The 26112-nt window shown below is 69.7% G+C and carries 23 protein-coding genes; 10 read left to right on the forward strand and 13 right to left on the reverse strand.

Features of this window, described 5'->3' with window-relative positions:
• Positions 1-62 precede the first annotated feature (62 nt).
• The 4 genes from guaA to B7K20_RS09325 are packed head-to-tail and all read right to left on the reverse strand — an operon-like array spanning position 63 to position 3983.
• Positions 63-1664, reverse strand: a complete 1602-nt coding sequence (guaA, locus tag B7K20_RS09310) for a glutamine-hydrolyzing GMP synthase (protein WP_084102262.1) — start codon at positions 1662-1664, stop codon at positions 63-65.
• The gene (locus B7K20_RS09315) at positions 1661-2011 is read right to left on the reverse strand and encodes a DUF3817 domain-containing protein (RefSeq protein ID WP_084102263.1); all 351 of its coding nucleotides are present in this window, start codon (positions 2009-2011) and stop codon (positions 1661-1663) included. Before B7K20_RS09315 ends, guaA begins: the two co-directional genes overlap by 4 nt.
• Positions 2008-2820 carry an SURF1 family protein gene (locus B7K20_RS09320; protein WP_084102264.1) on the reverse strand — a complete coding sequence of 271 codons (813 nt, stop codon included), beginning with the start codon at positions 2818-2820 and terminating at the stop codon, positions 2008-2010. The genes B7K20_RS09315 and B7K20_RS09320 overlap by 4 nt, the downstream gene beginning before the upstream one ends.
• On the reverse strand, positions 2817-3983 hold the full coding sequence (locus B7K20_RS09325) for a diguanylate cyclase (protein WP_159449380.1): 1167 nt from the start codon (positions 3981-3983) through the stop codon (positions 2817-2819). The genes B7K20_RS09320 and B7K20_RS09325 overlap by 4 nt, the downstream gene beginning before the upstream one ends.
• 185 nt (positions 3984-4168) lie before the next feature.
• Between B7K20_RS09325 and pta the strand changes: the two genes are divergently transcribed.
• The 3 genes from pta (at position 4169) to B7K20_RS09340 (ending at position 8320) form a co-directional block, all read left to right on the forward strand.
• Complete coding sequence (gene pta, locus B7K20_RS09330; protein WP_084102266.1) at positions 4169-6247, forward strand: phosphate acetyltransferase; 2079 nt, start codon at positions 4169-4171, stop codon at positions 6245-6247.
• Positions 6244-7380, forward strand: a complete 1137-nt coding sequence (locus tag B7K20_RS09335; RefSeq protein WP_084102267.1) for an acetate kinase — start codon at positions 6244-6246, stop codon at positions 7378-7380. Before pta ends, B7K20_RS09335 begins: the two co-directional genes overlap by 4 nt.
• Before the next feature lie 142 nt (positions 7381-7522).
• A complete protein-coding gene (locus tag B7K20_RS09340; protein ID WP_084102268.1) occupies positions 7523-8320 on the forward strand; it encodes a hypothetical protein in 798 nt (265 codons plus the stop codon).
• Between the two features lie 19 nt (positions 8321-8339).
• Here B7K20_RS09340 and B7K20_RS09345 read toward each other — a convergent pair whose 3' ends face one another.
• Positions 8340-9020 carry a glutamine amidotransferase gene (locus B7K20_RS09345; protein WP_084102269.1) on the reverse strand — a complete coding sequence of 227 codons (681 nt, stop codon included), beginning with the start codon at positions 9018-9020 and terminating at the stop codon, positions 8340-8342.
• A complete protein-coding gene (locus tag B7K20_RS09350) occupies positions 9017-9403 on the reverse strand; it encodes a DUF3054 domain-containing protein (protein WP_084102270.1) in 387 nt (128 codons plus the stop codon). The genes B7K20_RS09345 and B7K20_RS09350 overlap by 4 nt, the downstream gene beginning before the upstream one ends.
• A 39-nt stretch (positions 9404-9442) precedes the next feature.
• Between B7K20_RS09350 and B7K20_RS09355 the strand changes: the two genes are divergently transcribed.
• Positions 9443-11338: an ABC-F family ATP-binding cassette domain-containing protein gene (locus B7K20_RS09355; protein ID WP_084102271.1), complete on the forward strand. Its 1896-nt coding sequence runs from the start codon at positions 9443-9445 to the stop codon at positions 11336-11338.
• Here the strand turns inward: B7K20_RS09355 and B7K20_RS09360 are convergent.
• Entirely contained in the window at positions 11335-12276 is a 942-nt protein-coding gene (locus tag B7K20_RS09360) for a LysR family transcriptional regulator (protein WP_084102272.1), read from the reverse strand. The two genes, B7K20_RS09355 and B7K20_RS09360, sit on opposite strands and share 4 nt — an antisense overlap.
• Positions 12277-12398: 122 nt before the next feature.
• On the opposite strand from B7K20_RS09360, the gene B7K20_RS09365 reads away from it, so the two are divergent.
• Genes B7K20_RS09365 through B7K20_RS09375 form a run of 3 tightly spaced genes read left to right on the forward strand, consistent with a single transcriptional unit; the run spans position 12399 to position 15066 of the window.
• Complete coding sequence (locus B7K20_RS09365) at positions 12399-13403, forward strand: putative oxygenase MesX (RefSeq protein ID WP_084102273.1); 1005 nt, start codon at positions 12399-12401, stop codon at positions 13401-13403.
• 15 nt (positions 13404-13418) lie between these two features.
• Complete coding sequence (locus tag B7K20_RS09370) at positions 13419-14492, forward strand: methionine synthase (RefSeq protein ID WP_084102274.1); 1074 nt, start codon at positions 13419-13421, stop codon at positions 14490-14492.
• A gap of 10 nt (positions 14493-14502) precedes the next feature.
• Complete coding sequence (locus B7K20_RS09375) at positions 14503-15066, forward strand: flavin reductase family protein (protein ID WP_084102275.1); 564 nt, start codon at positions 14503-14505, stop codon at positions 15064-15066.
• 99 nt (positions 15067-15165) lie between these two features.
• Here B7K20_RS09375 and B7K20_RS09380 read toward each other — a convergent pair whose 3' ends face one another.
• On the reverse strand, positions 15166-15585 hold the full coding sequence (locus B7K20_RS09380; protein ID WP_084102276.1) for a DoxX family membrane protein: 420 nt from the start codon (positions 15583-15585) through the stop codon (positions 15166-15168).
• Positions 15586-15783: 198 nt separating this feature from the next.
• On the opposite strand from B7K20_RS09380, the gene B7K20_RS09385 reads away from it, so the two are divergent.
• Positions 15784-18240 carry a phosphoketolase gene (locus B7K20_RS09385; RefSeq protein ID WP_084102277.1) on the forward strand — a complete coding sequence of 819 codons (2457 nt, stop codon included), beginning with the start codon at positions 15784-15786 and terminating at the stop codon, positions 18238-18240.
• Positions 18241-18379: 139 nt separating this feature from the next.
• Here B7K20_RS09385 and B7K20_RS09390 read toward each other — a convergent pair whose 3' ends face one another.
• The 4 genes from B7K20_RS09390 to B7K20_RS09405 form a co-directional block, all read right to left on the reverse strand.
• Positions 18380-19429 carry an NAD(P)-dependent alcohol dehydrogenase gene (locus B7K20_RS09390; protein WP_084102278.1) on the reverse strand — a complete coding sequence of 350 codons (1050 nt, stop codon included), beginning with the start codon at positions 19427-19429 and terminating at the stop codon, positions 18380-18382.
• Positions 19430-19594: 165 nt separating this feature from the next.
• Positions 19595-20770, reverse strand: coding sequence for an ABC transporter permease (locus tag B7K20_RS09395; protein WP_084102279.1), 1176 nt, complete (start codon positions 20768-20770; stop codon positions 19595-19597).
• On the reverse strand, positions 20767-21666 hold the full coding sequence (locus B7K20_RS09400) for an ABC transporter ATP-binding protein (RefSeq protein WP_084102280.1): 900 nt from the start codon (positions 21664-21666) through the stop codon (positions 20767-20769). Before B7K20_RS09400 ends, B7K20_RS09395 begins: the two co-directional genes overlap by 4 nt.
• 237 nt (positions 21667-21903) lie before the next feature.
• On the reverse strand, positions 21904-23028 hold the full coding sequence (locus tag B7K20_RS09405; RefSeq protein WP_084102281.1) for a GuaB3 family IMP dehydrogenase-related protein: 1125 nt from the start codon (positions 23026-23028) through the stop codon (positions 21904-21906).
• A gap of 98 nt (positions 23029-23126) precedes the next feature.
• Between B7K20_RS09405 and B7K20_RS09410 the strand changes: the two genes are divergently transcribed.
• Both B7K20_RS09410 and B7K20_RS09415 read left to right on the forward strand, forming a co-directional pair.
• Positions 23127-23879, forward strand: coding sequence for an exonuclease domain-containing protein (locus tag B7K20_RS09410; RefSeq protein WP_084102282.1), 753 nt, complete (start codon positions 23127-23129; stop codon positions 23877-23879).
• Between the two features lie 73 nt (positions 23880-23952).
• Positions 23953-25227, forward strand: coding sequence for a Glu/Leu/Phe/Val dehydrogenase (locus B7K20_RS09415; protein WP_084102283.1), 1275 nt, complete (start codon positions 23953-23955; stop codon positions 25225-25227).
• A 135-nt stretch (positions 25228-25362) separates the two neighbouring features.
• Here the strand turns inward: B7K20_RS09415 and B7K20_RS09420 are convergent, their stop codons facing one another.
• Complete coding sequence (locus B7K20_RS09420) at positions 25363-26112, reverse strand: TSUP family transporter (RefSeq protein WP_200809065.1); 750 nt, start codon at positions 26110-26112, stop codon at positions 25363-25365.

Below are 26112 nucleotides of genomic sequence, written 5' to 3' on the forward strand. Positions count from 1 at the left end.
CGCGCCTCACGCGTCCTACCCGTCACATCCGTGGGCCAAACCGGCGGCGGGACGGGGCGGAATCACTCCCACTCGATGGTGCCCGGCGGCTTCGACGTGACGTCGATGACCACGCGGTTGACCTCCCGCACCTCGTTCGTGATGCGGTTCGAGATGTGCGCGATGACGTCGTAGGGCAGGCGCGACCAGTCGGCCGTCATGGCGTCCTCGGAGGACACGGGGCGCAGCACGATGGGGTGGCCGTAGGTGCGGCCGTCGCCCTGGACACCCACGGAGCGCACGTCGGCGAGCAGCACCACGGGGCACTGCCAGATCTCCTGGTCCAGGCCGGCGGCGGTCAGCTCCTCGCGAGCAATCGCATCCGCGGCGCGCAGGATGTCCAGGCGCTCCTCGGTGACCTCGCCAATAATCCGAATGCCCAGGCCGGGGCCGGGGAAAGGCTGGCGCCCCACGATCTCCTCGGGGATGCCCAACTCGCGGCCCACCGCGCGGACCTCGTCCTTGAACAGCGCACGCAGCGGCTCCACCAGCGAGAACTGCAGGTCGTCGGGCAGGCCGCCCACGTTGTGGTGGCTCTTGATGTTGGCCGCGCCCTCGCCGCCGCCGGACTCGACCACGTCGGGGTACAGGGTGCCCTGCACCAGGAAGTCGACGGACTCGCCGGAAGCCCCCGCCTCCTCGACCACCTGACGCGCGGCGTCCTCGAACACGCGGATGAACTCACGGCCGATGATCTTGCGCTTGGTCTCGGGGTCGGACACCCCCGCCAGCGCGGTGAGGAACCGCTCCTTCTCATCGCGGATGATGAGGCGCACGCCGGTGGAGTCGACGAAGTCCTTCTCGATCTGCTCCACCTCGCCGGCGCGCATGAGCCCGTGGTCCACGTGGATGCAGGTGAGCTGGTCGCCCACGGCCTTTTGCACGAGCGCCGCGGCGACCGCGGAGTCCACGCCGCCGGACAGCGCGCAGATCACGCGCTTGGAGCCCACCTGCGCGCGAATCAGCTCGACCTGTTCGTCGATGATGTTGGCGTTGGTCCAGTCGGGGGCGATGCCCGCGACGTTGTAGAGGAAGTTCTCGATGGAGGCCTGGCCCTCGGGCGAGTGCTTGACCTCGGGGTGCCACTGCACGCCGCACATCTTGACGTCGAGGTTCTCGAAGGCCGCGACGGGCGCACCCTCGGTCGTCGCCAGCACGGTGAAGCCCTCGGGAGCGGCCTGCACGGAGTCTCCGTGGCTCATCCACACCGTCTGCTCGGCGCCGGAGCCCGCGAGCGCCACGCCGGCATCGGCTACCGACGCGACCGTGCGGCCGTACTCGCGTCGACCGGTCTGGGCGACGGTGCCGCCCATGGCCTGCGCCATGGCCTGGAAGCCGTAGCAGATGCCCATCATCGGCACGCCCGCGGTGAAGATGGCGGGGTCGATGGTGGGCGCGCCCTCCTCGTACACCGACGAGGGGCCGCCGGACAGGATGATGCCCGCGGGGTTCTTGGCGAGCATCCGCTCGGCGCTCATGGTGTGGGGGACGACCTCGGAGTACACGTGGGCCTCGCGCACGCGGCGCGCGATGAGCTGCGCGTACTGGGCGCCGAAGTCGACGACCAGGACGGGACGGTGCTGGGTCTCGGCGGCGACCTCGGCGACGGGCTGGGCGGTGGTCATGCGGCCTCCTTGGCGGGGTCGAGCTCGTCGGCGATGCGGCGCTCGATAACGAAGGACAGGAACGGGATGATGCCGCCCAAGAACATGGTGAAGAGCCGTCCGTAGCCCCACTTGGCCTGGAGCCACAGCTGCAGCACCGTGACCAGGTAGACCATGTAGACGAAACCGTGGATCTGGGCGAGCAGGAACATGGTGGGGTCGAGCGACGCCTCGAGGCTGTCGAGCCCGGGCAGGTAGCGCAGCATCCCGAGAAAAACGAGGATCAGCAGCGAGCCGGTCACGATCGCCATCACCTTGTAGCGCGTGAGGGCGCCGGGGGTGACGGCGGGGCGGGGGTCGGGGGTCACGGGCTTCCTTCCTTGACGGCGGCCGATGCCGTGGCGGCGTCCGTAGGCACGTCCGGTGACGGCTCGTCACGGTCCGCGGTCTCCGGGGCAACGCGCCCATTGTCCCGTATCCACCGCACGGCGACGAACAGGAAGAAGGCGCCGAAGAGCCACCACTCGAACGCGTAGACGATGGAGCGGAAGTTCAGCTCAGTCTCCGGCTCGGGCGCGGGGATCGGGTTGAGGCCGTCCTCGGGGGTGTCGGCGACGAGCAGCGCCGAGTACATCGGGCTGTCCCAGTGCTGGGCGAAGACGGCGGGCGAGAGGGTGTCGGCCAGGAACGTGCCGGCGGGAGCACCCTCGGTGGTCGACACGGACGCGCCCTCGGAGCCGCGCAGGTAGCCGGTGAGCTCGGTGGCGCCGGAAGGGCTGCCCACCCGCGAGAGGTCATCCGCGGGAACCCAGCCCACCACCACGGGGAGCGTCGCCGTCTCCTCGGTGCCCGTGGCATCGGCCGCGACCGTGAAGGGCCGGACCACGAGGACCGCCTCCGTACCGTCGATCACGCGACCGCCGCCCACGAGCGCGGCATCGGCCAGGGCGAACGCGCCGGACACGGTGACGGACTTGCCCACGCCGCCCTCGGCGGGGCTTGCGGGCGCGAGGACGTCGGCCAGCGGCACGGCGTCGGCGGCCTCGACGGGCTCGCCGCCGTGGGTGCCCACGCTCCATTGCCACGCTCCGAGTGAGCCACAGACGCCGAGCACCACGAGCAGCGCCGCGACCACGCCGGCGATGGGACCCCAGCGCAGCGACCCGGGAGCGCTCATGCCTCGTCCCGCATGCGCGCCTCTGCGGCGCTCGAGGGCTCGCGTACCACCACCTGGTTACGTCCCTTCTTCTTCGCCTCATAGAGGGCGTCGTCGGCGCGCCGCAACGCGGCATGCGCGGCACCCGAGTGGTCGCCCTGCGTGAGCCCGATCGATGCCTTCACCGAGTGCGTGTGGCCGTCACACGCGATGGGCGCCTCAGCGATGGACTCGCGAATGCGGTCCATGGTGGCGGCGGCATCGGCAGACGACGACCCCGGCAACACAAAGATGAACTCCTCGCCTCCCCATCGTCCCACGGAATCGGTAAGCCTCAGTTGAGCGCGCAGCAGGTCACCCACCTCCGCGAGCACCCTGTCGCCGCACCCGTGGCCGTACTCGTCGTTGAGCGCCTTGAAGTGGTCCAGGTCGGCGATCGCGAGGCAGTAGTCGTCGCCGTCCGGGCTCGACAGCTCCACGAGCCGGTCGAGCACGGGCCGGCGAGTCGCCAGGCCGGTGAGCAGGTCGGTGTTGGCGATGCGTTCGGCACGCTCGGCGGCCTCGGCGGCGACCGCGCGCGCCTGCTCCACGCGGTAGTGCGACAGCGCGGCACCCATGAAGAGGATGAAGGCCGTGAGCACCGCGTTGATCGAGAACAGGGTTTGCAACAGAACGGGCGGCATCGAATAGAGCGCCCCGTCCGAGGGCAAGATGAACTGACAGACCAGGAACGCCGCGAGGGTGACGGTGACCCAGATCCAGCGCCACACCTTCTGGCGCTCGGTCAGCGTGATGTAGACCAACTGGCCGCCGGTCAGAAGATAGAGATGGGTGCCCGCCTCCCACCCGAGGTAGGCCGTCGCGGTCACGAGCTGCGCCGTGGGGACGGCGAAGGCGATGAGCGCAGCAGCCAGGTGACGCCCCAGCCGCGCGAGCAGCAGGCCCCCCACGTAGGCGGCGATCCATACGATGTGCATGATGATCAGCCCGCCCAGGCCGATGATGTCGTACGTCATGTAGAACGCCGTGTACGCCATCGACACGATGAGGGCAAAGCCCAGGAACGAATGCGTGGTGGCGACGGCCCGGCCCGCATCCCCCGTGAGCGCGCCCACCCGACGGTCGAGCACGCGCACCACCATGCCGGTGAAGGTGGCGCGCGCACGCGCAGGAGTCTCGCTCACGGTTCTGCCCATTCCTCGCGGCGTCCCATGCGCGCCGCGCGCATCTCAGACAGGGGCCCCGCGGCCTCAGCGCGTTCCAGCCTAGTCAGCGCCGCCGCGGCCCGCCACGGTTACCGGGTCATCGCAGGGACCAACCAGGCCCATCGTCATGCGCGCATCCCTCTCGCGCGTGACAGGATGGACGGGTGGCACGCTCCATTTACATCGCATCGGCCGAGGGAGACACGGGTAAGTCCACCGTGGCCCTGGGCATCACCAATCTGCTGACCCGCACCGTTGGCCGCGTGGGCATCTTCCGGCCCGTCGCGAGAGTCGCGGACGGCTCGGACTATGTCCTCGACCTGCTGACCGGTCAAGACGGCGTCGACACCGCGTATGACGACGCGATCGGCGTCACCTACGCCGACGTGCACGCCGACCCGGACGCGGCGCTTGCGACCATCGTGGCGCGCTATCACGAGGTCGCGCGTGACTGCGATGTCGTCGTGATCGTCGGCACCGACTACACCGACGTGTCGGGCGCCGCGGAATTCGCGTTCAATGCCCGCATCGCCGCGAACCTGGGCTCGCCCGTCGCGCTCGTGGTGCACGGACGCGACCGCTCCCCCGAGGACGTCGCACGTGTGGTCGAGCAGACTCGTCTTGAGCTCGAGGAGGACCACGCCCGCGTGGCCGCCGTCTTCGCCAACCGCTGTGAGCCGTCGCAGCTCGCCGCCGTGCGCGCGAGCCTGCCCGCCGACATCGGCATGGGCGCCCTGCCCGAGGACCCCATCCTCACCGCACCGCTACTGAGCGCGCTCGTCGAGGCCGTCGACGGCACCGTCATTTCGGGCGACGAGGCGCTGTTGTCACGCGAGGTGCGCTCGGTCAACATCGGCGCCATGACCGCTGCCCACCTCCTCGAGCGCATCGACGAGGGAACCGTCGTCATCACCCCCGGCGACCGCTCCGACACCCTGCTCGCGCTGCTGTCCGCTCACGCCGCGGAAGGCTTCCCGGCGCTCACGGGCATCATCCTCAACGGCGGATTCGCGCCCGAGCCGTCGATCGCCCGCCTCATCGAGGGCCTGGGCTCGTCGTTGCCCGTCATCACCACCGAGATCGGTACCTACGGCACGGCCCGGCGCTGCTGGAACACCCGCGGCCGCGTGTCGCGCGAATCGACGGTCAAGGTCGACACCGCGCTTGCGATGTTCGAGCGCTACGTCGACTCCGACGCCCTGCTCGCGCTACTCGACGTGGCGCGCACGGACGTCGTCACGCCGCTCATGTTCGAGTACGACCTGCTGGACCGCGCCCGCACGTCGCGCCAGCACATCGTGCTGCCCGAGGGCGGCGACGACCGTATCCTGCGCGCCGCCTCCACGCTGCTCACCCGCGACGTGGTCGACATCACCATCCTGGGTCCCGACAGCGCCATCCGCTCCCGCGCGAGCGAGCTGGGGCTCGACCTCGAGGCCGCCCGCATCGTGTCGCCCTCCGACCCCGAGCTCGTCGAGCGTTTCGCTAGCGAGTATGCGGAGCTGCGCAAGGCCAAGGGCGTCACGCTCGACCAGGCCAGGGACGTGGTCCAGGACCTGTCGATGTTCGGCACCATGATGGTGCGTCAGGGCCTGGCCGACGGCATGGTCTCGGGCGCGGCCCACACCACCGCGCACACCATCACGCCCGCGTTCCAGGTCATCAAGACCCCGCCGGGTGTCTCGATCGTGTCCTCGGTATTCTTCATGTGTCTGCCCGACAAGGTGCTGGTGTACGGCGACTGCGCCGTCAACCCCGACCCGACCGCGGAGCAGCTCGCCGACATCGCGATCTCCTCTGCCGAGACCGCCGCACAGTTCCACATCGAGCCGCGCGTCGCAATGCTGTCGTACTCGACGGGCGAATCCGGATCGGGCCAGGACGTCGACAAGGTGCGCGAGGCCACGCGCCTAGTCCGCGAGCGCCGTCCCGACCTGTTGGTCGATGGGCCCATGCAGTATGACGCTGCCGTAGAGCCGTCCGTGGCCGCCTCGAAGGCGCCCGACTCCCCCGTGGCGGGCCAGGCCACGGTGCTGGTCTTCCCCGACCTCAACACGGGTAACAATACGTACAAGGCTGTTCAGCGCTCCGCTGGGGCCGTCGCCGTGGGCCCCGTCCTGCAGGGCCTGCGCAAGCCGGTCAACGACCTGTCGCGCGGAGCGCTGGTCCAGGACATCGTCAACACGGTCGCGATCACCGCGATTCAGGCACAGGGCCTCAAGGCCAAGGAGGGAGACGCGTGAGCGTCAACTACGTCGGGCTCGCGCTCGTCCTCAACTGCGGTTCCAGCTCGGTGAAGTACCAGGTGGTGGACACCACCCAGGACGAGCCGCTCGCGGTGGGCCTCGTCGAGCGCGTCGCCAACCACACGGAGGCGATCCAGGAGATCATCGCAACCCTGTCGGCCCCCGAGTCCGGCGTGGACCTCTCGAACCTCACCGTCGTGGGCCACCGCGTGGTCCAGGGCGGCGCGGAGTTCTCGGCGCCCACCATCGTGGACGACTCGGTCGAGCGCTCCATCGCGCAGTTGTCCGTGCTCGCGCCGCTTCACAACCCAGGCCACGTCCAGGGCATCGCGGCGGCCCGCGCAGCCTTCCCGCACATTCCGCACGTCGCGGTCTTCGACACCGCGTTCCACACCACGCTTCCCGAGGCCGCATACACGTACGCGCTCGAGAAGAACGTGGCCCAGGAACACGGCATCCGCAAGTACGGCTTCCACGGCACCTCGCACGCCTACGTCTCGCGCGAGTGCGCGCGCCTCATGGACCGCGACCCCCGCGACGTGAACATCATCACGCTGCACCTGGGCAACGGCGCCTCCGCCGACGCCGTCCAGGGCGGCCACGCGATCGACACCTCGATGGGGCTTACTCCGCTCGATGGGCTCGTCATGGGCTCGCGCACCGGCACCATCGACCCCGCGGTCGTCTTCCACCTGCACCGCGCCGCCGGCATGACGATCGACGAGATCGACACGCTGCTCAACAAGCAGTCCGGTGTGCTGGGCCTGTGCGGCTACTCGGACATGCGCGACGTGCACACCGCTATCGCCGAGGGATCGGCCGATGCGACCCTCGCCCTGGACGTCTATACCCGCCGGATCAAGGGTTACGTGGGTCAGTACATGGCGCTGCTGGGCACCACGGACGCGATCGTCTTCACCGCGGGCGTGGGCGAGAACGACCACATTGTGCGCGAGCAGTCGCTGGCGGGCCTCGAGGGCTTCGGCATCGAGATCGACCCCGAGCGCAACGAGGGACGCAAGAAGGAGGCGACCCTCATCAGCACCGACGCCTCGCGCGTGCAGGTGTGGGTGGTGCCCACCAACGAGGAGCGCGAGATCGCGCTGCAGTCGATCGCGGCCGTCTCCTAAGCTTGGCTCCCCGCAGTGTGATGTATCCCACTGCGGGGCACGGCCCCTGATGCACCGTGGCGCCCACGCGCGCCCGTAGGGTGGCAGGACCGTCGCGGCATGTGCCGTCGGGGCGCGACGGCACACTCGAGGAGCACACACGATGATCGACGTCTCGGCGTGGGTGACCCACGCCACGCGGGAGCCTAGCGAGGACTTCCTGCGGGCCTTTGACCGGCGCTGGCGCGACGGTATCGCCGTCGCCGCCAACGAGGCGTGCGCGCCTCTGGCCGACCCGCTGCGGTCGTTCGTCATTGCCCACGTCGACCGGGCCGCTCACAAGCGTCGCTGGCGCTGCGTGTTCATCCTGCCTGGCGCCGCCCACGATCACACCCACGGCTTCACCCCCATGTCGGATCTAGTCACGGGCGACTTGTTCGGGCCCCAGGTGCTCGAGGTGCTGCACTGCGGCGACGCCTCCGCCCTCGCGACCGCGCTCGAGCTGGCCAAGTCCGATCCTCACGTGCTCGCGGTGCCGGTGCTGACTGAGCGCCAGTTCGCGGACGTCGACGTCTTCGACTCGCACTCGGCGTCGCTGCTCAGGCCCGAATACCACGGCGTGGTACTGCCCTTCATGTATGCACCGCTCGACGAGCCCTTCGAGGAGACCGTCGAGCGCGAGGACCTGCTGCGAGCCTCGGGCTTCGGCACCTACACGATCGACGTCGACTTCACCGCGGAGGAGCCGGCGCTCATCCACCGCAATGTGGCCATCCTCCTCGAGGACCTGTGCGACGAGATCTCGTCGAATAAGGCCGATGCCGCGGCGAGGGTCCTGCTCAGCGCTCCCCTGTGGCCGCTGGTCACCCTGCGCGCCCCCGAGACCTGGGACCCGGACCGTCATTTCAGCGCGGACGACGCCGCGCTGTCCGACGCTCCCGCGCGTCGCGAGCTCCCCTAGTCCGGGCCCGCAGCGCCTCCTACCAGCGGGCGCGCAGGAACTCGCGGATCATCAGCACGCCCGCGACGGCGGCCTCATCGGCGTGCGCCGCCGACTGGCCGCGCAGCTCGACCACGTCGATGCCCCGCGCCGCGAGCTCCACGCTGTGGCCGATCAGCCAGCGCTCGATGGCCTCGCCGTCGACCTCGGGGTGGAACTGCAAGGCAAGCCCCGAGCCGGCCTCGAAGGCCTGATGGGGTGTCGCTTCCGTCGACGCGAGCAGCGTCGCCCCCTCGGGCAGGGCGAAGGTGTCCCCGTGCCAATGGAGAACCGGGGCCTCGGCGAGATGGCGCAGCGGCCCCGCCACGGCATCGGCCGTCAGAGCGACCGGAGCCCAGCCGATCTCGGCCACCCCGGGGCGCACCTCGGCGCCGAGCGCGGCCGCCATGAGCTGCGCTCCCAGGCACACGCCGATGGTCGCACGGCCAGCCTCGAGGCGGCCGCGAATGAGCGCGATCTCCTCGCTCAGCACGGGGTACGTGGCCACGTCTCCCACGCCCACCGGGCCGCCGAGCACGACGGTGAGCTCGGCATCGGCCGCGCCGGCAAGATCGTCGACGCCCGCGTCAAGGTAGGTCACCTCGAATCCGTGCGCGAGGATCTCCGCCTCCCACACCCCCAGGTCCTCGAACGCGACATGGCGGACCGCGACGCACCTCATGGCTTGAGCCCCCGCCGCTTGGCGACCGCGCCGGAGATCAGGCGCCAGCCCACCAGGCCCGCGCCCAGGAACGCGCCGGCGACGATGACGAACGAGGTCTGCACCCCCTGACCGGTCGCGGCGCGCAGCAGCATGCCGCCCACCAGGGTCGAGGCCCACACGATCGCGCCGGTGCGCTTGGCGTCGCACGGGCCCGTCCAGCCGCGCGCGATGACCCATCCCACCGCTGCCCCGGCCAGGAACGGCCACGCGGTGGTCGCGAGTCCCAGGCCGTTGTCGCCCAGCCCCCCCTCGTCGTGGCTGCGCCTGCCGATGGCAGAAAACAGCACAATCACACCGGCGTCGAGGGCGGCGGCACCCACGGCCGCCTCGCGAATCTTCATGCCGTCAGTGTGCCGCACTCACGCCCGTACCCTTGTCGGGTGGCACATCTCCTCGGCGCGCAGTCCATCGGCCTCGACTTCGGTACCGGCACCGTCCTCAAGGACGTGACCGTCGGGCTGGAGGACGGCGACCGCATCGGCATCGTCGGCTCCAACGGCGCAGGCAAGTCCTCGCTTATGGCCATCCTCGCGGGCCGCCTCGCGCCTCACGACGGCCAGGTCACCGCGACGCGCGGCACCCGCGTGGGCGTGCTCGACCAGTCCGACCACGTCGACGAGGACCTCACCGTCCTCGAGGCCATCGTCGGCGACGCCGACACCCACGAGTGGGCAGGCGACGCGCGCGTGCGCGACATCATGTCCGGCCTGGTGCCCGACCTTCCGGCCGATGCCGTGGTGGGCTCGCTCTCGGGCGGCCAGCAGCGACGCGTCGCCCTGGCCGCCGTCCTCACCGGCGAACACGACGTGGTCTTCCTCGACGAGCCCACCAACCACCTCGACGTCGAGGGCGTGGCGTGGCTCGCCGAGCACCTGAACCGCCGCTGGGCACGCGGGCGCGGCGCGCTCGCCGTCGTCACCCACGACCGCTGGTTCCTCGACGCCGTCACCGACCGCACCTGGGAGGTGCACGACGGCACGGTCGACATGTACGAGGGCGGGTATGCCGCCTACGTGCTGCAGCGTGTGGAGCGCGACCGCATCGCCGCGGCCACCGAGGCCAAGCGACAGAACCTCATGCGCAAGGAGCTCGCGTGGCTCCAGCGCGGCGCCCCCGCACGCACCTCGAAGCCCAAGTTCCGCATCGACGCCGCGAACGCCCTCATCGCCGACGTCCCGCCGGTGCGAGACCAGGTGCAGTTGACGCGCATGGCAACGGCCCGGCTGGGCAAGGACGTGGTCGAGCTGATCCGCTGCTCCGTGGCGTACACCGCCGCGGACGGCTCCACGCGCGAGGTGCTGCACGAGGTCGACTGGAACATTGGCCCCGGCGAGCGCACGGGCATCCTGGGCGAGAACGGCGCGGGTAAGTCCACGCTGCTGCGCCTCATCACGGGCGACCAGGAGCCCACCGGCGGGCGGGTGAAGACCGGCATGACCGTGCGCGTCGCGCAGCTGAGCCAGCAGCTCGCGGAACTGGACCAGCACGCCGAGGAGCGCGTCTCCGGGGTCGTCAAGCAGTTCAGCTCGATCGAGCTCGCGGACGGCTCCGAGATGACGCCCACGCAGCTGCTGGAGCGACTGGGCTTCACCTCGGCTCAGCTGAAGACCCAGGTCAAGCGCCTGTCGGGCGGCCAGCGCCGCCGCCTGCAGCTGCTCCTGGTGTTGCTGAGCGAGCCCAACGTGCTGGTGCTCGACGAGCCCACCAATGACCTCGACACCGACGTCCTCGCCGCGATGGAGGACCTGCTGGACTCGTGGCCCGGCACGCTCATCGTGGTTAGCCACGACCGCTACCTGCTGGAGCGCGTGACCGACCAGCAGTACGCGGTGCTCGATGGGGGGCTTCGCCACCTCCCCGGCGGCGTCGACGAGTACGTCGAACTCACCCGCACCCGCCGCGCCGCGGCCGACGGCGTGGGCACCTTCGGCTCAAGCGCCCCCTCCGCAGACAATGTGAACCGACACGGGAGCCGACACGCCGAGCCGGCCACGGCATCGGCCTCCCCCACCGGCGTGTCGGGCGCGAATCCGGTTCAGACTGTCCGGCTGAGTGGGGCCGAGCGGCGCACCCTCGAGAAGGAACTGCAGTCGGTCGAGCGCCGCATGGCGAAGGTCGGCGAGCTCATCGAGGGCGTGCATCACGAGATGGTGATGCACGATCAGGCGGACTTTGCCGGCCTCGCGGCGCTCACCAAGCAGATTGGCGACCTCGAGGAGGAGAACGCCGGTCTTGAGGAGCGGTGGCTCGAGCTGTCGGAGGAGCTGGGCGCCTAGCCGAGCACCTCGACACCGAACCCGGCGACCACGGCCCTTACCTCCTCGAGGTAACGCCCCGCCTGCTCGGTGAGCGGGATGGCGGCGTGGCCGATCCAGCCGATCTCGATGCGCTCGTCCACATCGAGGGGGATCGCGGCGATCTCGGGGTCCAGCTCGCCGCTCACGATTCCCGTCGAGATCGTGTAGCCCCCCAGGCCGATCATCAGGTTGAAGATCGTGGCACGGTCGGACACCCGGATCTCCTGGGAGGCCGACAGTGTGGAGAGAATCTCCTCGGCAAAGTAGAACGAGTTGTTCGCCCCCTGGTCGAACGTCAGGCGAGGCAGGCCCTCGAGGTCGGCGAGGCTCGCGCGCTCCCGCGCGGCGAGCGGGTTGCTGCGCGCCACGAAGATGTGGGGCTCGGCCAAGAACAGGGTGTGGAAGGCGAGGCCGGCGTCGCGCAGCAGCTTGTCGATGACCTTGCGGTTGAAGTCGTTGCGGTACAGGATGCCGACCTCGCTACGCAGCGTGCGCACGTCCTCGATGATGTCCCACGTGCGGGTCTCGCGCAGGGCAAACTCGTACTGGGCGGCGGCGCTCGCCTTCACCATCCTCACGAAGGCGTCGACCGCGAAGGAATAGTGCTGCGTGGAGACGCCGAGCAGCCGACGCGACGGGGGCCGGCCAAGGTAACGCTGTTCCAAGAGCGTGACCTGCTCGACGACCTGGCGCGCGTAGCCCAGGAACTCGGCTCCGTCGTCGGTGAGGCTCACGCCGCGCGCCGAGCGCACCAGGAGCGCACGGCCCACCCGCGACTCGAGGTCCTTCATCGCGGCCGACATCGTCGGCTGCGCGACGTAGAGGACGTCCGCCGCCGCCGAGATGGATCCCTCCGCGGCGACCTCGATGAAGTAGCGCAGTTGCTGCAGGGTAAGGCCGCTGGTTCCGTGTGCCATAGGTAGATCCTATACAAAAGCATAGATCGATCCAGTTACCCGATATCCGCGTTCTGCCTGCACCATGGAGCCATTCCATTTTCCAGGGCCGACCCCGGCCACCCCTGACCGGATGGGCGATCATGTCGCACGACTTCACCTTCACCACGAGCACGACCCGCTTCGACGAGAACTACACCCCCTCGGCGAGCACGCGCGCGACCACCAACTTCGCGAACCTCGCGCGCGGCGAGCTGCGCGAGCAGAACCTGCGGAACACCCTGACGATGATCAACCGCCGCTTCAACGACCTGGCCGACTGGGACAACCCCACCGGCGATCGTTATGAGCTCGAGCTCGACATCGTGTCGGCCTCGGTCCAGGTGGACGCTGAGGCCAATGCCTTCCCACTGCTCGAGGTGCTCGACGTCACCATCGTCGATCGACGCACGGGCGAGCGCCGCCACGGCATCGTCGGCAACAACTTCTCGTCGTACGTGCGCGACTACGACTTCAGCGTCCGCTTGCCCGCCTCGGTCGACGAATCGGGCAAGCCCGCCCTGCCCGCGGACTTCGGCGACCTGCACGGGAAGCTCTTCCAGGGTTTCGTCGGATCCGACGCCTACCGCGAGCGCTTCTCGCAGGCGCCGGTGATCTGCATCAGCGTGTCCACCAGCAAGACCTACGTGAGGACCGCGAACCACCACCCCGTGCTGGGCGTCGAGTACACGCTGGAGCAGGAGGGCCTGTCGCTCACCGACGCGTACTTCGCGAAGATGGGCCTCCAGGTGCGCTACTTCATGCCGCGCGGCAGCGTCGCCCCGCTCGCCCTGTACTTCCGCGGCGACCTCGTGAACGACTACACGGACCTGCAACTCGCCGGCACGATCGCCACGATGGAGACCTTCCAGAAGATCTACCGTCCGGAGATCTACAACGCGAACTCGGCGGCTCCGGCCGTGTTCCGTCCCAGCCTCGAGTCGCAGGACTTCTCGCGCACCCAGATCGACTACGACCGCGTGGAGCGCAGCCAGCTGGGAGCCTCGCAGGGCAAGTACACCGAGGAGCACTTCATCGAGCCCCACCGCGAGCTGCTCGAGCGGTGGGCCGCGGGCTACCTCGCCCCCGCCTCGTCACCGGCCGCCTGACCGACGGAGTCCCCCATGACACACACCCTTCTTCCGACCTCGATCGTCGGCAGCCTGCCCAAGCCCTCCTGGCTCGCGGCGCCCGAAACCCTCTGGGCCCCGTGGTCACTCCAGGGCGACGCCTTGGTCGAGGGCAAGCAGGACGCCCTGCGCATCGCCGTGCACGAGCAGACGCGGCGCGGCATCGACATCGTCAGCGACGGCGAGCAGACCCGCCAGCACTTCGTCACCACCTTCATCGAGAACCTCAGCGGGGTGGACTTCGAGCGTCGCGAGACCGTCCGCATCCGCGACCGCTACGACGCCTCCGTGCCCACCGTCGTGGGCGCCGTGGGCCGCGAGCGCCCCGTGTTCGTGGAGGACGCCGCGTTCCTGCGCTCCACCACCGACGCACCCATCAAGTGGGCCCTGCCCGGGCCCATGACGATGGTCGACACGCTCTTTGACGCCCACTACCGCAGCCGCGAGCAGCTGGCGTGGGAGTTCGCCGGGCTCCTCAATCAGGAGGCGCGCGAACTCGAGGCCGCCGGCGTCGACATCATCCAGTTCGACGAGCCCGCGTTCAACGTGTTCTTCGACGAGGTCAAGGACTGGGGCGTGGCCGCGCTCGAGCGCGCGGTCGAGGGCCTCAGCGCTCAGACCGCCGTGCACATCTGCTACGGCTACGGGATCAAGGCGAACACCGACTGGAAGGCGACCCTGGGCTCGCAGTGGCGCCAGTACGAGGAGTCCTTCCCGCTGCTGCAGCGCTCCGCGATCGACATCGTCTCGCTCGAGTCGCAGAACTCGCACGTGCCCATGGACCTCATCGAGATCCTGCGCGGCAAGAAGGTGATGCTCGGCGCCATCGACGTGGCGAACCACGCGATCGAGACCCCCGATGAGGTGGCGGACACCCTGCGCAAGGCCCTGCAGTTCGTGGACGCCGAGAACCTCATCCCCAGCACCAACTGCGGGCTGGCACCGTTCCCCCGCGACGTCGCGCTGGCCAAGCTCACCGCGCTCGGCGAGGGCGCCGCCATCCTCCGTGACGAGCTCACCGGCGCCGCGGACACCAGCGCGCCGGCGACGACCGCCGTCCCCGCCTAGGAGCCAAGCCATGACCTGCCTGTCCCCCGCCGTCACGCCCCTTGGCGCGGCACACGACCTTGCCCCGTCGCTGCCCGCCGACGACTTCAAGGCGCTGTTTCGCGGCCACCCCAATGGCGTCGCCGTCATCACGGCCGATGCCGGCGACGGCCCGGTCGCGCTGACCGCCTCGTCCGTCTCCTCGGTGAGCGCCGACCCGCCCCTGCTCGTGTTCTCGATCTCCGCGCAGTCGTCGGCAGCGGACGTCCTGTCCCGGGCCCAGACGGTCGTGGTGCACCTGCTGGACGCGAGCGACCTCGAGCTAGCGAAGCTAGGCGCCGCACGCGGCATCGACCGCTTCGCCTCGACGCACCAGTGGACGCGGCTGACCAGCGGGGAGCCGGTCTACAGCGACGTCCGCGCCTGGGTACGTTGCGCCGTCATCGACCGCCTCAATGCGGGCTCGTCGACCGTCTTCGCCGCGCAGGCGCTCGAGTCTCACATCGCGCGCGACACGGACACCGACGGCCACGAAGGGGCGTTGGTCTACCACGACCGCGCCTGGCACCGCCTGGGCGAGCACTCGAAAATCTAGGGACGCCCCGCCGGCCGGCCACCGCATCGGCCGCAGACACGCCCCAACGCCGCGAGGGCGGGCCGGGAACCCCGGCCCGCCCTCGCGGTCGTGTGCGTCTTAGCCGAGCGCGATCAGCGGCTCGGTGATGGTGAGGCCCATGTCCGCGCCGGTCACGGCGAACAGCAGGAACAGCGCGAGCGCGCCTCCGATGAGGCCCAGGTTCTTGTTGAAGCTGATCTGCTCCGCCTGCTTGGCCTGAGCGTCCGACTCCTTCCAGAACGCGTGCATGAAGAAGGTGACGGGGATGAGCGCGGCGGCGATGAGCAGCGCACCCAGGCCTCCCCACACACCCAACAGCACCATCAGGCCGCCCAGGCCCATCAGGACGCCGGAGGCGATGACGCCGAACTCACCGCCGGGAGCGCCCTTGGCGGTGGCGTACTGCGCCATGCCCTTGGCCTGCGTGATGTGGCCGATGGCGGAGAAGATGAAGATGAGCGCGAACAGGATGCGCGCGATGAGGAAGACGATGTCCATGATGATCCTTCGTGAAAGTGAGAAGGTGGCGGGGGCAACCGATCGTCACCCACGTTGAAGCCACAACTATTGACGGCGCAACTATATTCCATCGCCGCCATGCCCGCGACCACGCCCCATCGTTGGGACCTTTGCCCTCGCATCACGTGCCAGACGGTGACAGGCTGTAACCGGTCCCTACCAGCGACGGAGGTTTTGATGAGCAGCACCCCTTGGTCCCCACGTAGTACTGATGCGGCCACGCCCGAGGAGATCGACGGCATTGACCGCTGGTGGCGCGCCACCAACTACCTCTCGGTGGGACAGATCTACCTGCTGGACAACCCCCTGCTCAGGGGCGGCCTCAAGCGCGACGACGTCAAGCCGCGCCTGGTGGGCCACTGGGGCACGACCCCCGGACTGAACTTCCTCTACGCGCACCTCAACCGCATGATCAAGGCGCGTCAGCAGCCGACGATGTACATCATCGGCCCCGGTCACGGCGGACCTGGCCTCGTGGCATCGAGCTTCCTCGACGGCACCTACACCGAGACCTACCCGGACATCTCGGAGGACGAGGCGGGCCTGAAGCGCCTGTTCAAGCAGTTCTCCTTCCCCGGCGGCATCCCCTCGCACGTCGCGCCCGAGACCCCCGGGTCAATCCACGAGGGCGGCGAGCTGGGCTACGCACTGAGCCACGCCTACGGCGCCGCGTTCGACAACCCCGACCTCCTGGTCGCCGCGATCGTGGGAGACGGCGAGGCCGAGACCGGGCCGCTGGCCACCAGCTGGCACTCCAACAAGTTCGTCAACCCCGCCACCGACGGCGTGGTCCTGCCGATCCTGCACCTCAACGGCTACAAGATCGCCAACCCCACGGTTCTCGCGCGCATCAGCGACGAGGAACTCGAGTCGCTCATGGTCGGTTACGGCCACAAGCCGCACGTCTTCGTCGCCGGCTTCGACGACGAGTCTCACGAGTCGATCCACGCTCGCTTCGCCGCGATCCTCGACGACGTCATGGACGAGATCGCCGCGATCAAGGCGCAGGCTGCCGAGAACCCCGACATGGACCGCCCCATGTGGCCCATGATCGTGTTCCGCACCCCCAAGGGCTGGACCTGCCCCGACCAGATCGACGGCAACGTCACCGAGGGCTCGTGGCGCTCGCACCAGGTGCCGCTGTCCAGCGCGCGCGACACCGAGGATCACCTCAAGACCCTCGAGTCCTGGATGCAGTCCTACGGCCCCGAGGACCTCTTCGACGAGGCCGGCGCGCCCAAGCCTGCGACCCGTGCCCTCGCGCCCGAGGGTCAGCTGCGCATGTCCGCCCGGCCCGAGGCCAACGGCGGCATCATCCTGCGCGACCTGAAGATGCCCGACTTCCGCGACTTCGCCGTCGACGTGCCCAACCCGGGTGCGGGACCAGCAGAGGCCACGCGCGCGCTCGGCGACTTCCTCAAGGCCGTCATGGCGAACAACGACGACAACTTCCGCATCTTCGCTCCCGACGAGCTCGCCTCGAACCGCATCCAGGCCGTGCTCGACGTCACCGACAAGGTGTGGCAGGGCACTCGCGAGGACGACGGTGCCCACACGGGACCGTCCGGCCGCGTGGTCGAGATGCTCTCCGAGCACCAGTGCCAGGGCTGGCTCGAGGGCTACCTCCTGACTGGCCGCCACGGCCTGTTTACCAGCTACGAGGCGTTCATCCACATCGTCGACTCGATGTTCAACCAGCACGCCAAGTGGCTCAAGGTGTCGCGCGAGCTGCCGTGGCGCCAGCCCATCGCGTCGCTGAACTACCTGCTGTCCAGCCACGTGTGGCGCCAGGACCACAACGGCTTCTCGCACCAGGACCCGGGCTTCATCGACCACGTGGTCAACAAGAAGGCCGAGGTGGTGCGGGTGTACCTGCCCGCCGACGCCAACACGCTGCTGAGCACCTACGACCACTGCCTGCGCTCGCGCGACTACGTCAACGTCGTGGTCGCAGGCAAGCAGCCCGCTCCGCAGTGGCTCACCATGGACCAGGCCATCGACCACTGCACCCGCGGCCTGGGAATCTGGGAGTTCGCGTCCAACGTGCCGCTGGGCGAGGAGCCCGATGTCGTCATGGCGGCCGCGGGCGACGTGCCCACGCTCGAGATCCTCGCGGCGATCGACATCCTGCGTCGCGAGCTGCCCGACCTCAAGATCCGCATGGTCAACGTGGTCGACCTGATGCGCCTGCAGCCCGAGAAGGAGCACCCGCACGGCATTTCGGATCGCGACTTCGACCAGCTGTTCACCACGGACAAGCCGATCATCTTCAACTACCACGGCTACCCGTGGCTGATCCACCGCCTCACCTACCGCCGCAACGGCCACGCCAACCTCCACGTGCGCGGCTTCAAGGAGGAGGGCACCACCACCACGCCGTTCGACATGGCGATGCTCAACGACATCGACCGCTACCACCTGGCGATGGACGTCATCGACCGTGTGCCGCACCTGGGCACCCGCGCCGCGCAGCTGCGCCAGGACCTCCACGACAAGCGTCTGGAGGCCCGCCGCTACGCCCGCGAGCACGGCGCCGACCTGCCCGAGGTGGCCGACTGGGTGTGGCCCGACGCCGGCGCCGAAACCCGCGAGGCCATGGCGGGAGTGTCCGACACGGGCGGCGACAACGACTAACCCCCACCCTCCCCTCGTGGCGCACATGAGGGCATTTGCGCCACGACACGGGGGTTCGTGGCGGACCTAGGGACACCAGGAGACAAGGTCAGGGCCGATGCCGTGGTCGCCACGGCATCGGCCCTCACCCATTCTGGGGTTACGCGTGCGGCACCACGACCGCGCGGCCCAGCACCGAGCCCTCGATGAGCTTGTCGTAGGCCTCGAGTGCCTCATCCATCGTGAAACGGGTCACGTCCATCTCGATCTTGCCCGCGCGGTATAGCGCGGCGACCTCGTAGAGGTCCTCGATGGTGCCCCAATAGGTGTTGGTGAGGGTCGACTCGTACGGGGTCGACATGAAGTTCCACTCGACCGTGCCGTTGGCGATGCCGGCGATCGTGATCGCACCCTGGACGGCGACCACGGCGCGCGAGAGCTCGATCGTGGGCTTCACGCCCACGAAGTCGAACACGGCGTCGACGCCCTTGCCGCCCGTGATCTCGCGGATCCGCTCGGCCTGACCCTCGCCGCCCTCCACGGTGACCGCGCCGCGCTTGGCCGCCATCTCCATGGCGTCCGCCTTGTTGTCGGTGGCGATGACGGTGGCGCCCGTGATGGCCTGCAGGATCTGCACGGCCACCTGACCCAGGCCTCCCAGGCCGATGACCAGCGCGTACTTGCCGCCGCCCACCAGCACATGGGCGGAGTTCTTGATCGCGTGATACGGCGTGAGGCCGGCGTCGGCAAGCGGAGCGGCGGCGACAGGGTCGGCGTCACCCAGCGGCACAAGATTGCGCACGGGCACCGTCATGTACTCGGCCATGCCGCCGTCGCGGCCCAGGCCGATCGCGGCATAGGGGTTGGTGGCCTGGTTCTCGCAGTACGTGTCCTGTCCGCGCGAGCATGCGCGGCAGTGGCCGCAACCAATGGGCCCATACGCCAGGTACGCGTCGCCCACGTTGATGCCGTCGACCCCCTCGCCGAGCTCCTCGACCCAGCCCGACGACTCGTGGCCCAGCGTGAACGGCGGCTGCAGCATGCGGCTGATCGGCAGCGACTCGTCGTAGTCCTGAAACACGGACACATCCGAGTGGCAGGCGCCGGCGCCTGCCACCTTCAACAGCACCTCGCCGGGGCCCGGGACGGGCTTGTCGATGTCTCGCAGCGCGGGTGGGGTGTGCCACGCCTCGAAACGGACAGCCTTCATGGTGCATCTCCATTCCCACGATGGCTGCCGCCAGTGGCCCAGCGCCCCCGGGCGGGCATCGTGGACCTTTCACGTTACCCCTGTCGCGAGCGTCCAGGTTGTGACCGCCGGTCGGGAACGGCCGATGCCGTGGTGACCACGGCATCGGCCCTCGCCCCGGGGGGCTTACGAGCGCGCGAGCGCGTCCCTGAGCTTCATGCGGCCGCCCGTGTTGAGCACCGCGCCGGCGTAGACGCGGCCGGCAATCCAGGTCAGTAGCGGGATGGTCGCGAGGCAGATGCCGATCGCGAGGGCGATCTCCCATCCGGCGATGGTGCCGAAGGCAGCACGCATGGGCACCATGAACGGCGCGAAGAACGGCACCTGGGTGAGGACCGCGGTCGCCGCACCGTCGGGGTTGTTGGGCACCAGATAGATCGACAGGTACAGCGGCACCATCATGAGCAGCATCATGGGAGTCGAGACGGCGCCGATGTCCTCTTGACGCGACACGAGCGCCGCGAGCCCGCCAAAGAACACGGTGAAGATCGCGAAGCCCAGCACGAACCACACGGCGAGGTTGGTCAGCAGCGGCCCCAGCGGAATCTCGAACTGCTCCAAGAGGCCCAGGTACCAGGCGGCGAATACCGCAGGCACGACCATCGCGGCCGCCTGGACGAGGGCGTAGAGTCCCACGCCCAGCACCTTGCCGCCCAGCAGCGTGGCGGGCCTGACCGTGGCGAGCAGGATCTCGACCACCCTCGAGGCCTTCTCCTCGACCACGCCCATCATGATCACCGACGAGCTCTGGATGAGCACAAAGAACAGAATGAAGATGACGGCGAAGCCCGCGAAGAAGGCGCCGGAATCGAAGTCGCCCGCGTCGTCCCCGAGCATCTGAACCGTCGGCACGGCGCCCGCGAGCGCCGTCGCCACCTCGGTCGGATCGCCGCCCAGGTCCTCGACCGCCGCGCTGAGGGCCGCCTGCTGAGTGGCGACCTGGACGATGCCGGTGAGGGTCTCGTCGCCGCCGTCCAGATAGAGCGTGGGGGCGTCGGCGGGGCCGACCACCAGCCCCGCGGTGTCCTCGGCGACGGCGGGCTCGGCGGGCGCGTCGATCTCGGCGAACACGTACGCCGCGTCCTGAGCCTCAGCGGCGGCATCGAGGTACGGCACCAGGTCGCCCGCCGTGGCGGTATCGACCTGCACCGTCGCCGGCTCGTCGTCGCCGGTGAGGAACGGCTTCGCGATGAGCGAGCCGATCACGATGATCGCGATCATGATGCCCGAGGAGATGAGGCTCGCCTTGGACAGGGTGCGCACGCGGAACTCGCGGCGCGCGATCAGCCACACGGTGCTCACGCGGACACCTCCTCGGACACGACGCCCTGGAACAGCTCGCTCAGTGTGGGGCGCACCTCGGCGAACGACGTCACCGTGCCGGCCTTCACGGCCGATGCGAGGGCCGCCTGGGCGGCCGCTGCGTCGGCGGCCTCCACTCGCCACACTCCTGGGCTGGCCTCGGTGACCGAGCCGGCCACGGCATCGGCCCATCCAGCCGGAAGGCTGCCCGTCAGCTCCCACACGGGACGCTCGGTGGCGCGCAGCTCGTCGATAGTGCCCTGCGCGACCATCCGGCCGGCGCGGACGATGCCCACGCGGTCGCACAGCCGCTCGACCAGCTCGAGCTGGTGCGACGAGAAGATCACCGGCACGCCGCGCGCTGCCTGCTCGCGCAGCACGCCGCTCATCACCTCGACGGCGACGGGGTCGAGGCCGGAGAACGGCTCGTCGAGGACGAGCACCTCGGGGCCGTGGACCAGCGCGGAGGCGAGCTGCACGCGTTGCTGGTTTCCCAGCGACAGCTTCTCGACCTCGGTGTCGCGGCGCTCGGCCACCCCTAAGACCTCGGTCCAGTGCTCCATGGCTGCGGCAGCGTCGGCGGCGCTGAGTCCGTGCAGTCGTGCCAGGTAGATCAGCTGCTCGCCCACCTTCATGCGCGGGTAGAGGCCGCGCTCCTCTGGCATGTAGCCGATGCGGCGGCGCGCCTCGAGGTCGAGCGGCGCCTCGTTCCAGGTGACGGTGCCGGCGTCGGCTCGCAGCACGCCCAGGATGATCCGCATCGTGGTGGTCTTGCCCGCGCCGTTGGAGCCGACGAAGCCGAAGAGCTCACCGCCGCGCACCGTGAACGACACGTCGTCGAGCGCCCTGAGCTCGCCGTAGGACTTGGTCAGGTGGTCGATACGTAGGTCCGGCACGCACGTCTCCTGGTCGATGAGGGGGACCAGCCGAGCCTAACCAGGAGCGACGCCGCGCGTCGTCATCCGCGCGAACGACCTGCTCCCCCTCCCCCCTGGCGCAAATGTGGACATGCGCGCCACAAAACGCCGTCTCGTGGCGCGCATCGGGCCACCAGGAGCAAGCGGAGCGCCCATCCAAAGGAAAGGGCCGATGCCGTGGTCACCCACGGCATCGGCCCCTGTCTGTCGAACGGGTCAGCTGGGGTGGTACGGCGAGACCACCACGTCGATGCGCTGGAACTCCTTGAGGTCCGAGTAGCCCGTGGTGGCCATCGAGCGGCGCAGGGCCCCCATGATGTTGGTGGTGCCGTCGGCGAGGTGGCCGGGGCCGTGGAGGATCTCCTCGAGCGGGGCGACGGTGCCGACCTCGACGCGCTCGCCGCGCGGCAGCTCGGCGTGGTACGCCTCCTGGCCCCAGTGGTAGCCGCGGCCCGGGGCCTCCTCCGAGCGGGCCAGCGCGGAGCCGAGCATGACGGCGTCGGCACCACACGCGAAGGCCTTCACGAGGTCGCCCGACCGGCCCAGGCCGCCGTCGGCGATGACGTGCACGTAGCGGCCGCCGGACTCGTCGAGGTAGTCGCGGCGGGCGGCGGCGACGTCGGACACGGCGGTCGCCATGGGGGCGTGAATACCCAGCGTGGCGCGCGTGCGCTGCGCCGAGCCACCGCCGAAGCCCACGAGCACGCCCGCGGCACCGGTGCGCATGAGGTGAAGTCCGGCCTGGTAGGTCGAGGCGCCGCCGACGATGACGGGCACGTCCAGGTCGTAGATGAACTTCTTGAGGTTGAGCGGCTCCACCTCGGGCGAGACGTGTTCGGCGGACACGGTGGTGCCGCGGATAACGAACAGGTCGACGCCGGCCTTCAGGACCGTCTCGTAGTGCTCCTGCGTGCGCTGAGGGCTGAGCGCGCCGGCCACGGTGACGTCGGCCGCACGGATCTCACGCAGGCGCTCGGCGATCAGCTCGCCCTTGACCGGCTCGCGGTAGATCTCCTGCATGCGCGCGGTCGCGGCGACGCCATCGAGCGCGGCGATCTCCTCGAGCAGCGAGGTGGGGTCCTCGTAACGCGTCCACAGGCCCTCGAGGTCCAGCACCCCGAGCCCGCCCAGGCGACCCAACGCGATCGCGGTCGCGGGGCTCATCACGGAGTCCATGGGCGCGGCGATCACGGGGATGTCGAACTGGAAGGCATCGATCTGCCAACTCAGCGACACCTGCTGCGGGTCGCGCGTGCGGCGCGAGGGCACCACGGCGATGTCGTCGAAGGAGTAGGCACGGCGTCCGCGCTTGCCGCGGCCGATCTCGGTCTCGTAACTCACCGGTCCAGCCTATCGGGCGCACGCGGCTTGCGGGCCAGGCGGGCGGCCGATGCCGTGGCTGGGGCGGCGATGTCGGTCCCCCGTGGGAGAGTGTCACCATGAGCTGGCTAGACGAGACCATGGTGGGCTTCGACACCGAGACGACGGGTGTGTCGACGGATCACGACCGCATCGTGACCGCCGCAGTGATCACGCGCACGGGGTCCGACGTGAGCACGCGGACGTGGCTCATCGACCCCGGCGTCGAAATCCCCGCCCGCGCCACCGAGGTGCACGGAATCACCACCGCGCATGCACGCGAGCACGGGGTGGCGCCCGCTGAGGCGCTCGAGGAGATCGCCGAGATCCTCGCCTCCGCGCTGTCGGCCGGCTTCCCCGTCGTCGCCTTCAACGCCCAGTTCGACCTGTCGCTACTGGAATCGGAACTCGCGCGCCACGGGTTGGTCTCGCTCGCCGCGCGCATTCCCGGCGGGCAGGTGTCGCCGGTCGTGGACCCGCTCGTGCTCGACCGCCACCTGGACCGCTACCGCCGCGGCAAGCGCAAGCTCATCGACCTGTGCACGCTGTACGCGGTGCCCGTCGTCGCCGACGACCTGCACGCGGCGGATGCGGACGTGCTCGCCACCTTGGAGCTGGTGCACGCGCTCGCGGCGGCCTTCCCCGCGATGGGAACGTCGGAGCTTGCCGACCTGCACAGCCAGCAGATCGAGGCACACCGCGCCTGGGCCACGCACTTCGCAGCCTTCCTCAAGTCCAAGGGCACGGTCGACGACCTCCCGCGCCCCGAGTGGCCCGTCGCCGCACCCGCGCGTGCCGAGGCGAGCGCGGAAGGCGCCGACGCGCTGTTCTAGCGGCCGCGCGCCGCGTGCGCCGCGCGGGAGAAACCGGGCATTAGAGTCGAGGTAACTCGATGAGGAGGCCCGGATGAACCCATCCACCGGCGTCCAGAGCACCCTGACCCGGGGCCCGCTCGACGACGCGAAGGCACAGTTAGCGCAGGCGGCCGATCTCCTGGGGGTGAGCGACGGCGTCCACGCCATGCTTGCCACTCCCCGGCGCGAGATGGCGGTCGCGGTGCCGCTCAGGCGCGACGACGGCTCAATCGCCGTCTACGAGGGCTTCCGCGTCCAGCACAACTTCTCACGTGGACCCGCCAAGGGCGGGCTGCGATTCTCCACCGCCGTCGACCTCGACGAGGTCCGCGCGCTCGCCATGTGGATGACGTGGAAGTGTGCGCTCGTCGACGTGCCCTACGGCGGCGCGAAGGGCGGCGTGGCCCTCGAGCCCCGCGAGCATTCCACCGCGGAGTTGGAGCGCGTCACGCGCCGGTACACGGCGGAGATCCTGCCGATCATCGGCCCCGAGGTGGACATCCCCGCGCCCGACATGGGCACCGACGAGCAGACCATGGCGTGGATCATGGACACCTACTCCGTCAGCCAGGGCCACACCGTGCCCGGTGTCGTCACCGGCAAGCCCATCTCTCTGGGAGGATCGCTTGGCCGCGCGAGCGCCACATCCCGCGGCGTCGCGCATGTGGCGCTCATGGCGATGAAGGCCCGCGGCATCGACCCGACGACGGCGACGGCCGCCGTGCAGGGCTTCGGCAAGGTGGGCCGGGGCGCCGCTCGCTTCCTCGCCGAGGCGGGAGTGCGCGTCCAGGCCGTCAGCGACGTCGACGGCGCCATCTGGCTCGAGGAGGGGCTCGACATCGCCCGGCTCGGCGAGCACTCCGACGCGACGGGCTCCGTCGCCGGCTTCGACTCGAGCGAGCAGATCGACCCGGGCTCGCTGCTCACGTTGCCCGTAGACGTGCTCGTCCCGGCTGCAGTCGAGGGAGTCCTCACCGAGCACAACGCACCCCACGTCGAGGCCCGCATTGTGGTCGAGGGCGCCAACGGCCCCACCACGCAGGCGGCCGACGCCATCCTCGCCGACCGCGACGTGCTGGTGGTGCCGGACATCCTCGCCAACGCGGGCGGCGTCATCGTGTCCTACTTCGAGTGGGTGCAGTCCAACCAGGCGTACACGTGGCGCGAGTCCGAGGTGAACGACCGCCTGGCCGAGCGCATGACCAATGCGTGGCACGCCGTCGTCGAGCAGGCCGGCGCACGTGGCATCACCTACCGCGAGGCTGCGACGGCGCTCGCCGTCAGGCGCGTGATCGAGGCCCACGAGCTGCGCGGCCTCTACCCCTGACCCGCCCGGCCCGCCCCCGCCAGACGGTTTGAACCGGATTCGAGGCCGCCACGCCGACCACGGCCCTCTCACGGGACCGTGACGCGGGGTGTCGCGCCCCGGTCCGGTTCACAGTGTCTGGGTAGGGCGGGCGAGTTAGGCGACGAGGACCCGCACCAGCATGCCCAGCGACACCACGACGATGAGCACGCGCAGCACCAGCGGGTTGACGCGCAGCAGGATGTGCGAGCCCAGGTAGGCACCGATGAGCTGGCCCACGATCATCACTCCACCGATGGCCCACACCATCTTGCCCGCCACCGCGAACACCAGCAGGGACGCGATATTGGTGGCGAAATTCAGCGTCTTCGCGACGGCCGTGGAGCGCCTCAGCGGCAGCGCCCTGAGCGCCACCCCCGACAGCGCGAAGAGCGACCCGGTGCCGGGCCCAAACGCCCCGTCGTAGGCGCCGATGACGGGCACCACCGCGCCCTCGAACCCGCGTTCGGAGATCCGCGGCGCGGGCGGCGGCTCGTGGGACTTGGGCACGAACAAGAAGTAGGCCGCGATGAGTGCGAGGACGATCGGGATGACGACCTCGAGCGCGTCCGGCGCGACAAACAGGACGCCGACGGAACCGGCTGCCGATCCCAGAAAGGCCCACAGCATCGGCCGTCTGACGTCGACCCAGCGCACCCCGTGACGGCGAATCACCTGGGTCGTGGCCATGAAGGTGCCCGCCGTGCCCTGGAGCTTGTTGGTGCCCAGGGCCTGCAGCGGAGGCACACCGGCGAGCAAGAGCGCGGGCACGGTGATGAGCCCGCCGCCGCCGGCCAAGGTGTCGAGGCACCCCGCGAGGAGCGCGACGAGACCGAGGACGAGCAGCAGCTGCCAGGTGATCTCCAC

It is taken from the genome of Demequina sp. NBRC 110051 (genome assembly GCF_002090055.1).
Taxonomy (GTDB): domain Bacteria; phylum Actinomycetota; class Actinomycetes; order Actinomycetales; family Demequinaceae; genus Demequina.

What these genes read in the sequence shown, in the direction of transcription:
- guaA (WP_084102262.1), bottom strand. Translation starts at nt 1,664, where the DNA reads ATGACCACCGCCCAGCCCGTCGCCGAGGTCGCCGCCGAGACCCAGCAC.
- B7K20_RS09320 (WP_084102264.1), bottom strand. Translation starts at nt 2,820, where the DNA reads ATGAGCGCTCCCGGGTCGCTGCGCTGGGGTCCCATCGCCGGCGTGGTC.
- B7K20_RS09340 (WP_084102268.1), top strand. Translation starts at nt 7,523, where the DNA reads ATGATCGACGTCTCGGCGTGGGTGACCCACGCCACGCGGGAGCCTAGC.
- B7K20_RS09345 (WP_084102269.1), bottom strand. Translation starts at nt 9,020, where the DNA reads ATGAGGTGCGTCGCGGTCCGCCATGTCGCGTTCGAGGACCTGGGGGTG.
- B7K20_RS09350 (WP_084102270.1), bottom strand. Translation starts at nt 9,403, where the DNA reads ATGAAGATTCGCGAGGCGGCCGTGGGTGCCGCCGCCCTCGACGCCGGT.
- B7K20_RS09360 (WP_084102272.1), bottom strand. Translation starts at nt 12,276, where the DNA reads ATGGCACACGGAACCAGCGGCCTTACCCTGCAGCAACTGCGCTACTTC.
- B7K20_RS09365 (WP_084102273.1), top strand. Translation starts at nt 12,399, where the DNA reads ATGTCGCACGACTTCACCTTCACCACGAGCACGACCCGCTTCGACGAG.
- B7K20_RS09370 (WP_084102274.1), top strand. Translation starts at nt 13,419, where the DNA reads ATGACACACACCCTTCTTCCGACCTCGATCGTCGGCAGCCTGCCCAAG.
- B7K20_RS09375 (WP_084102275.1), top strand. Translation starts at nt 14,503, where the DNA reads ATGACCTGCCTGTCCCCCGCCGTCACGCCCCTTGGCGCGGCACACGAC.
- B7K20_RS09380 (WP_084102276.1), bottom strand. Translation starts at nt 15,585, where the DNA reads ATGGACATCGTCTTCCTCATCGCGCGCATCCTGTTCGCGCTCATCTTC.
- B7K20_RS09385 (WP_084102277.1), top strand. Translation starts at nt 15,784, where the DNA reads ATGAGCAGCACCCCTTGGTCCCCACGTAGTACTGATGCGGCCACGCCC.
- B7K20_RS09390 (WP_084102278.1), bottom strand. Translation starts at nt 19,429, where the DNA reads ATGAAGGCTGTCCGTTTCGAGGCGTGGCACACCCCACCCGCGCTGCGA.
- B7K20_RS09410 (WP_084102282.1), top strand. Translation starts at nt 23,127, where the DNA reads ATGAGCTGGCTAGACGAGACCATGGTGGGCTTCGACACCGAGACGACG.
- B7K20_RS09415 (WP_084102283.1), top strand. Translation starts at nt 23,953, where the DNA reads ATGAACCCATCCACCGGCGTCCAGAGCACCCTGACCCGGGGCCCGCTC.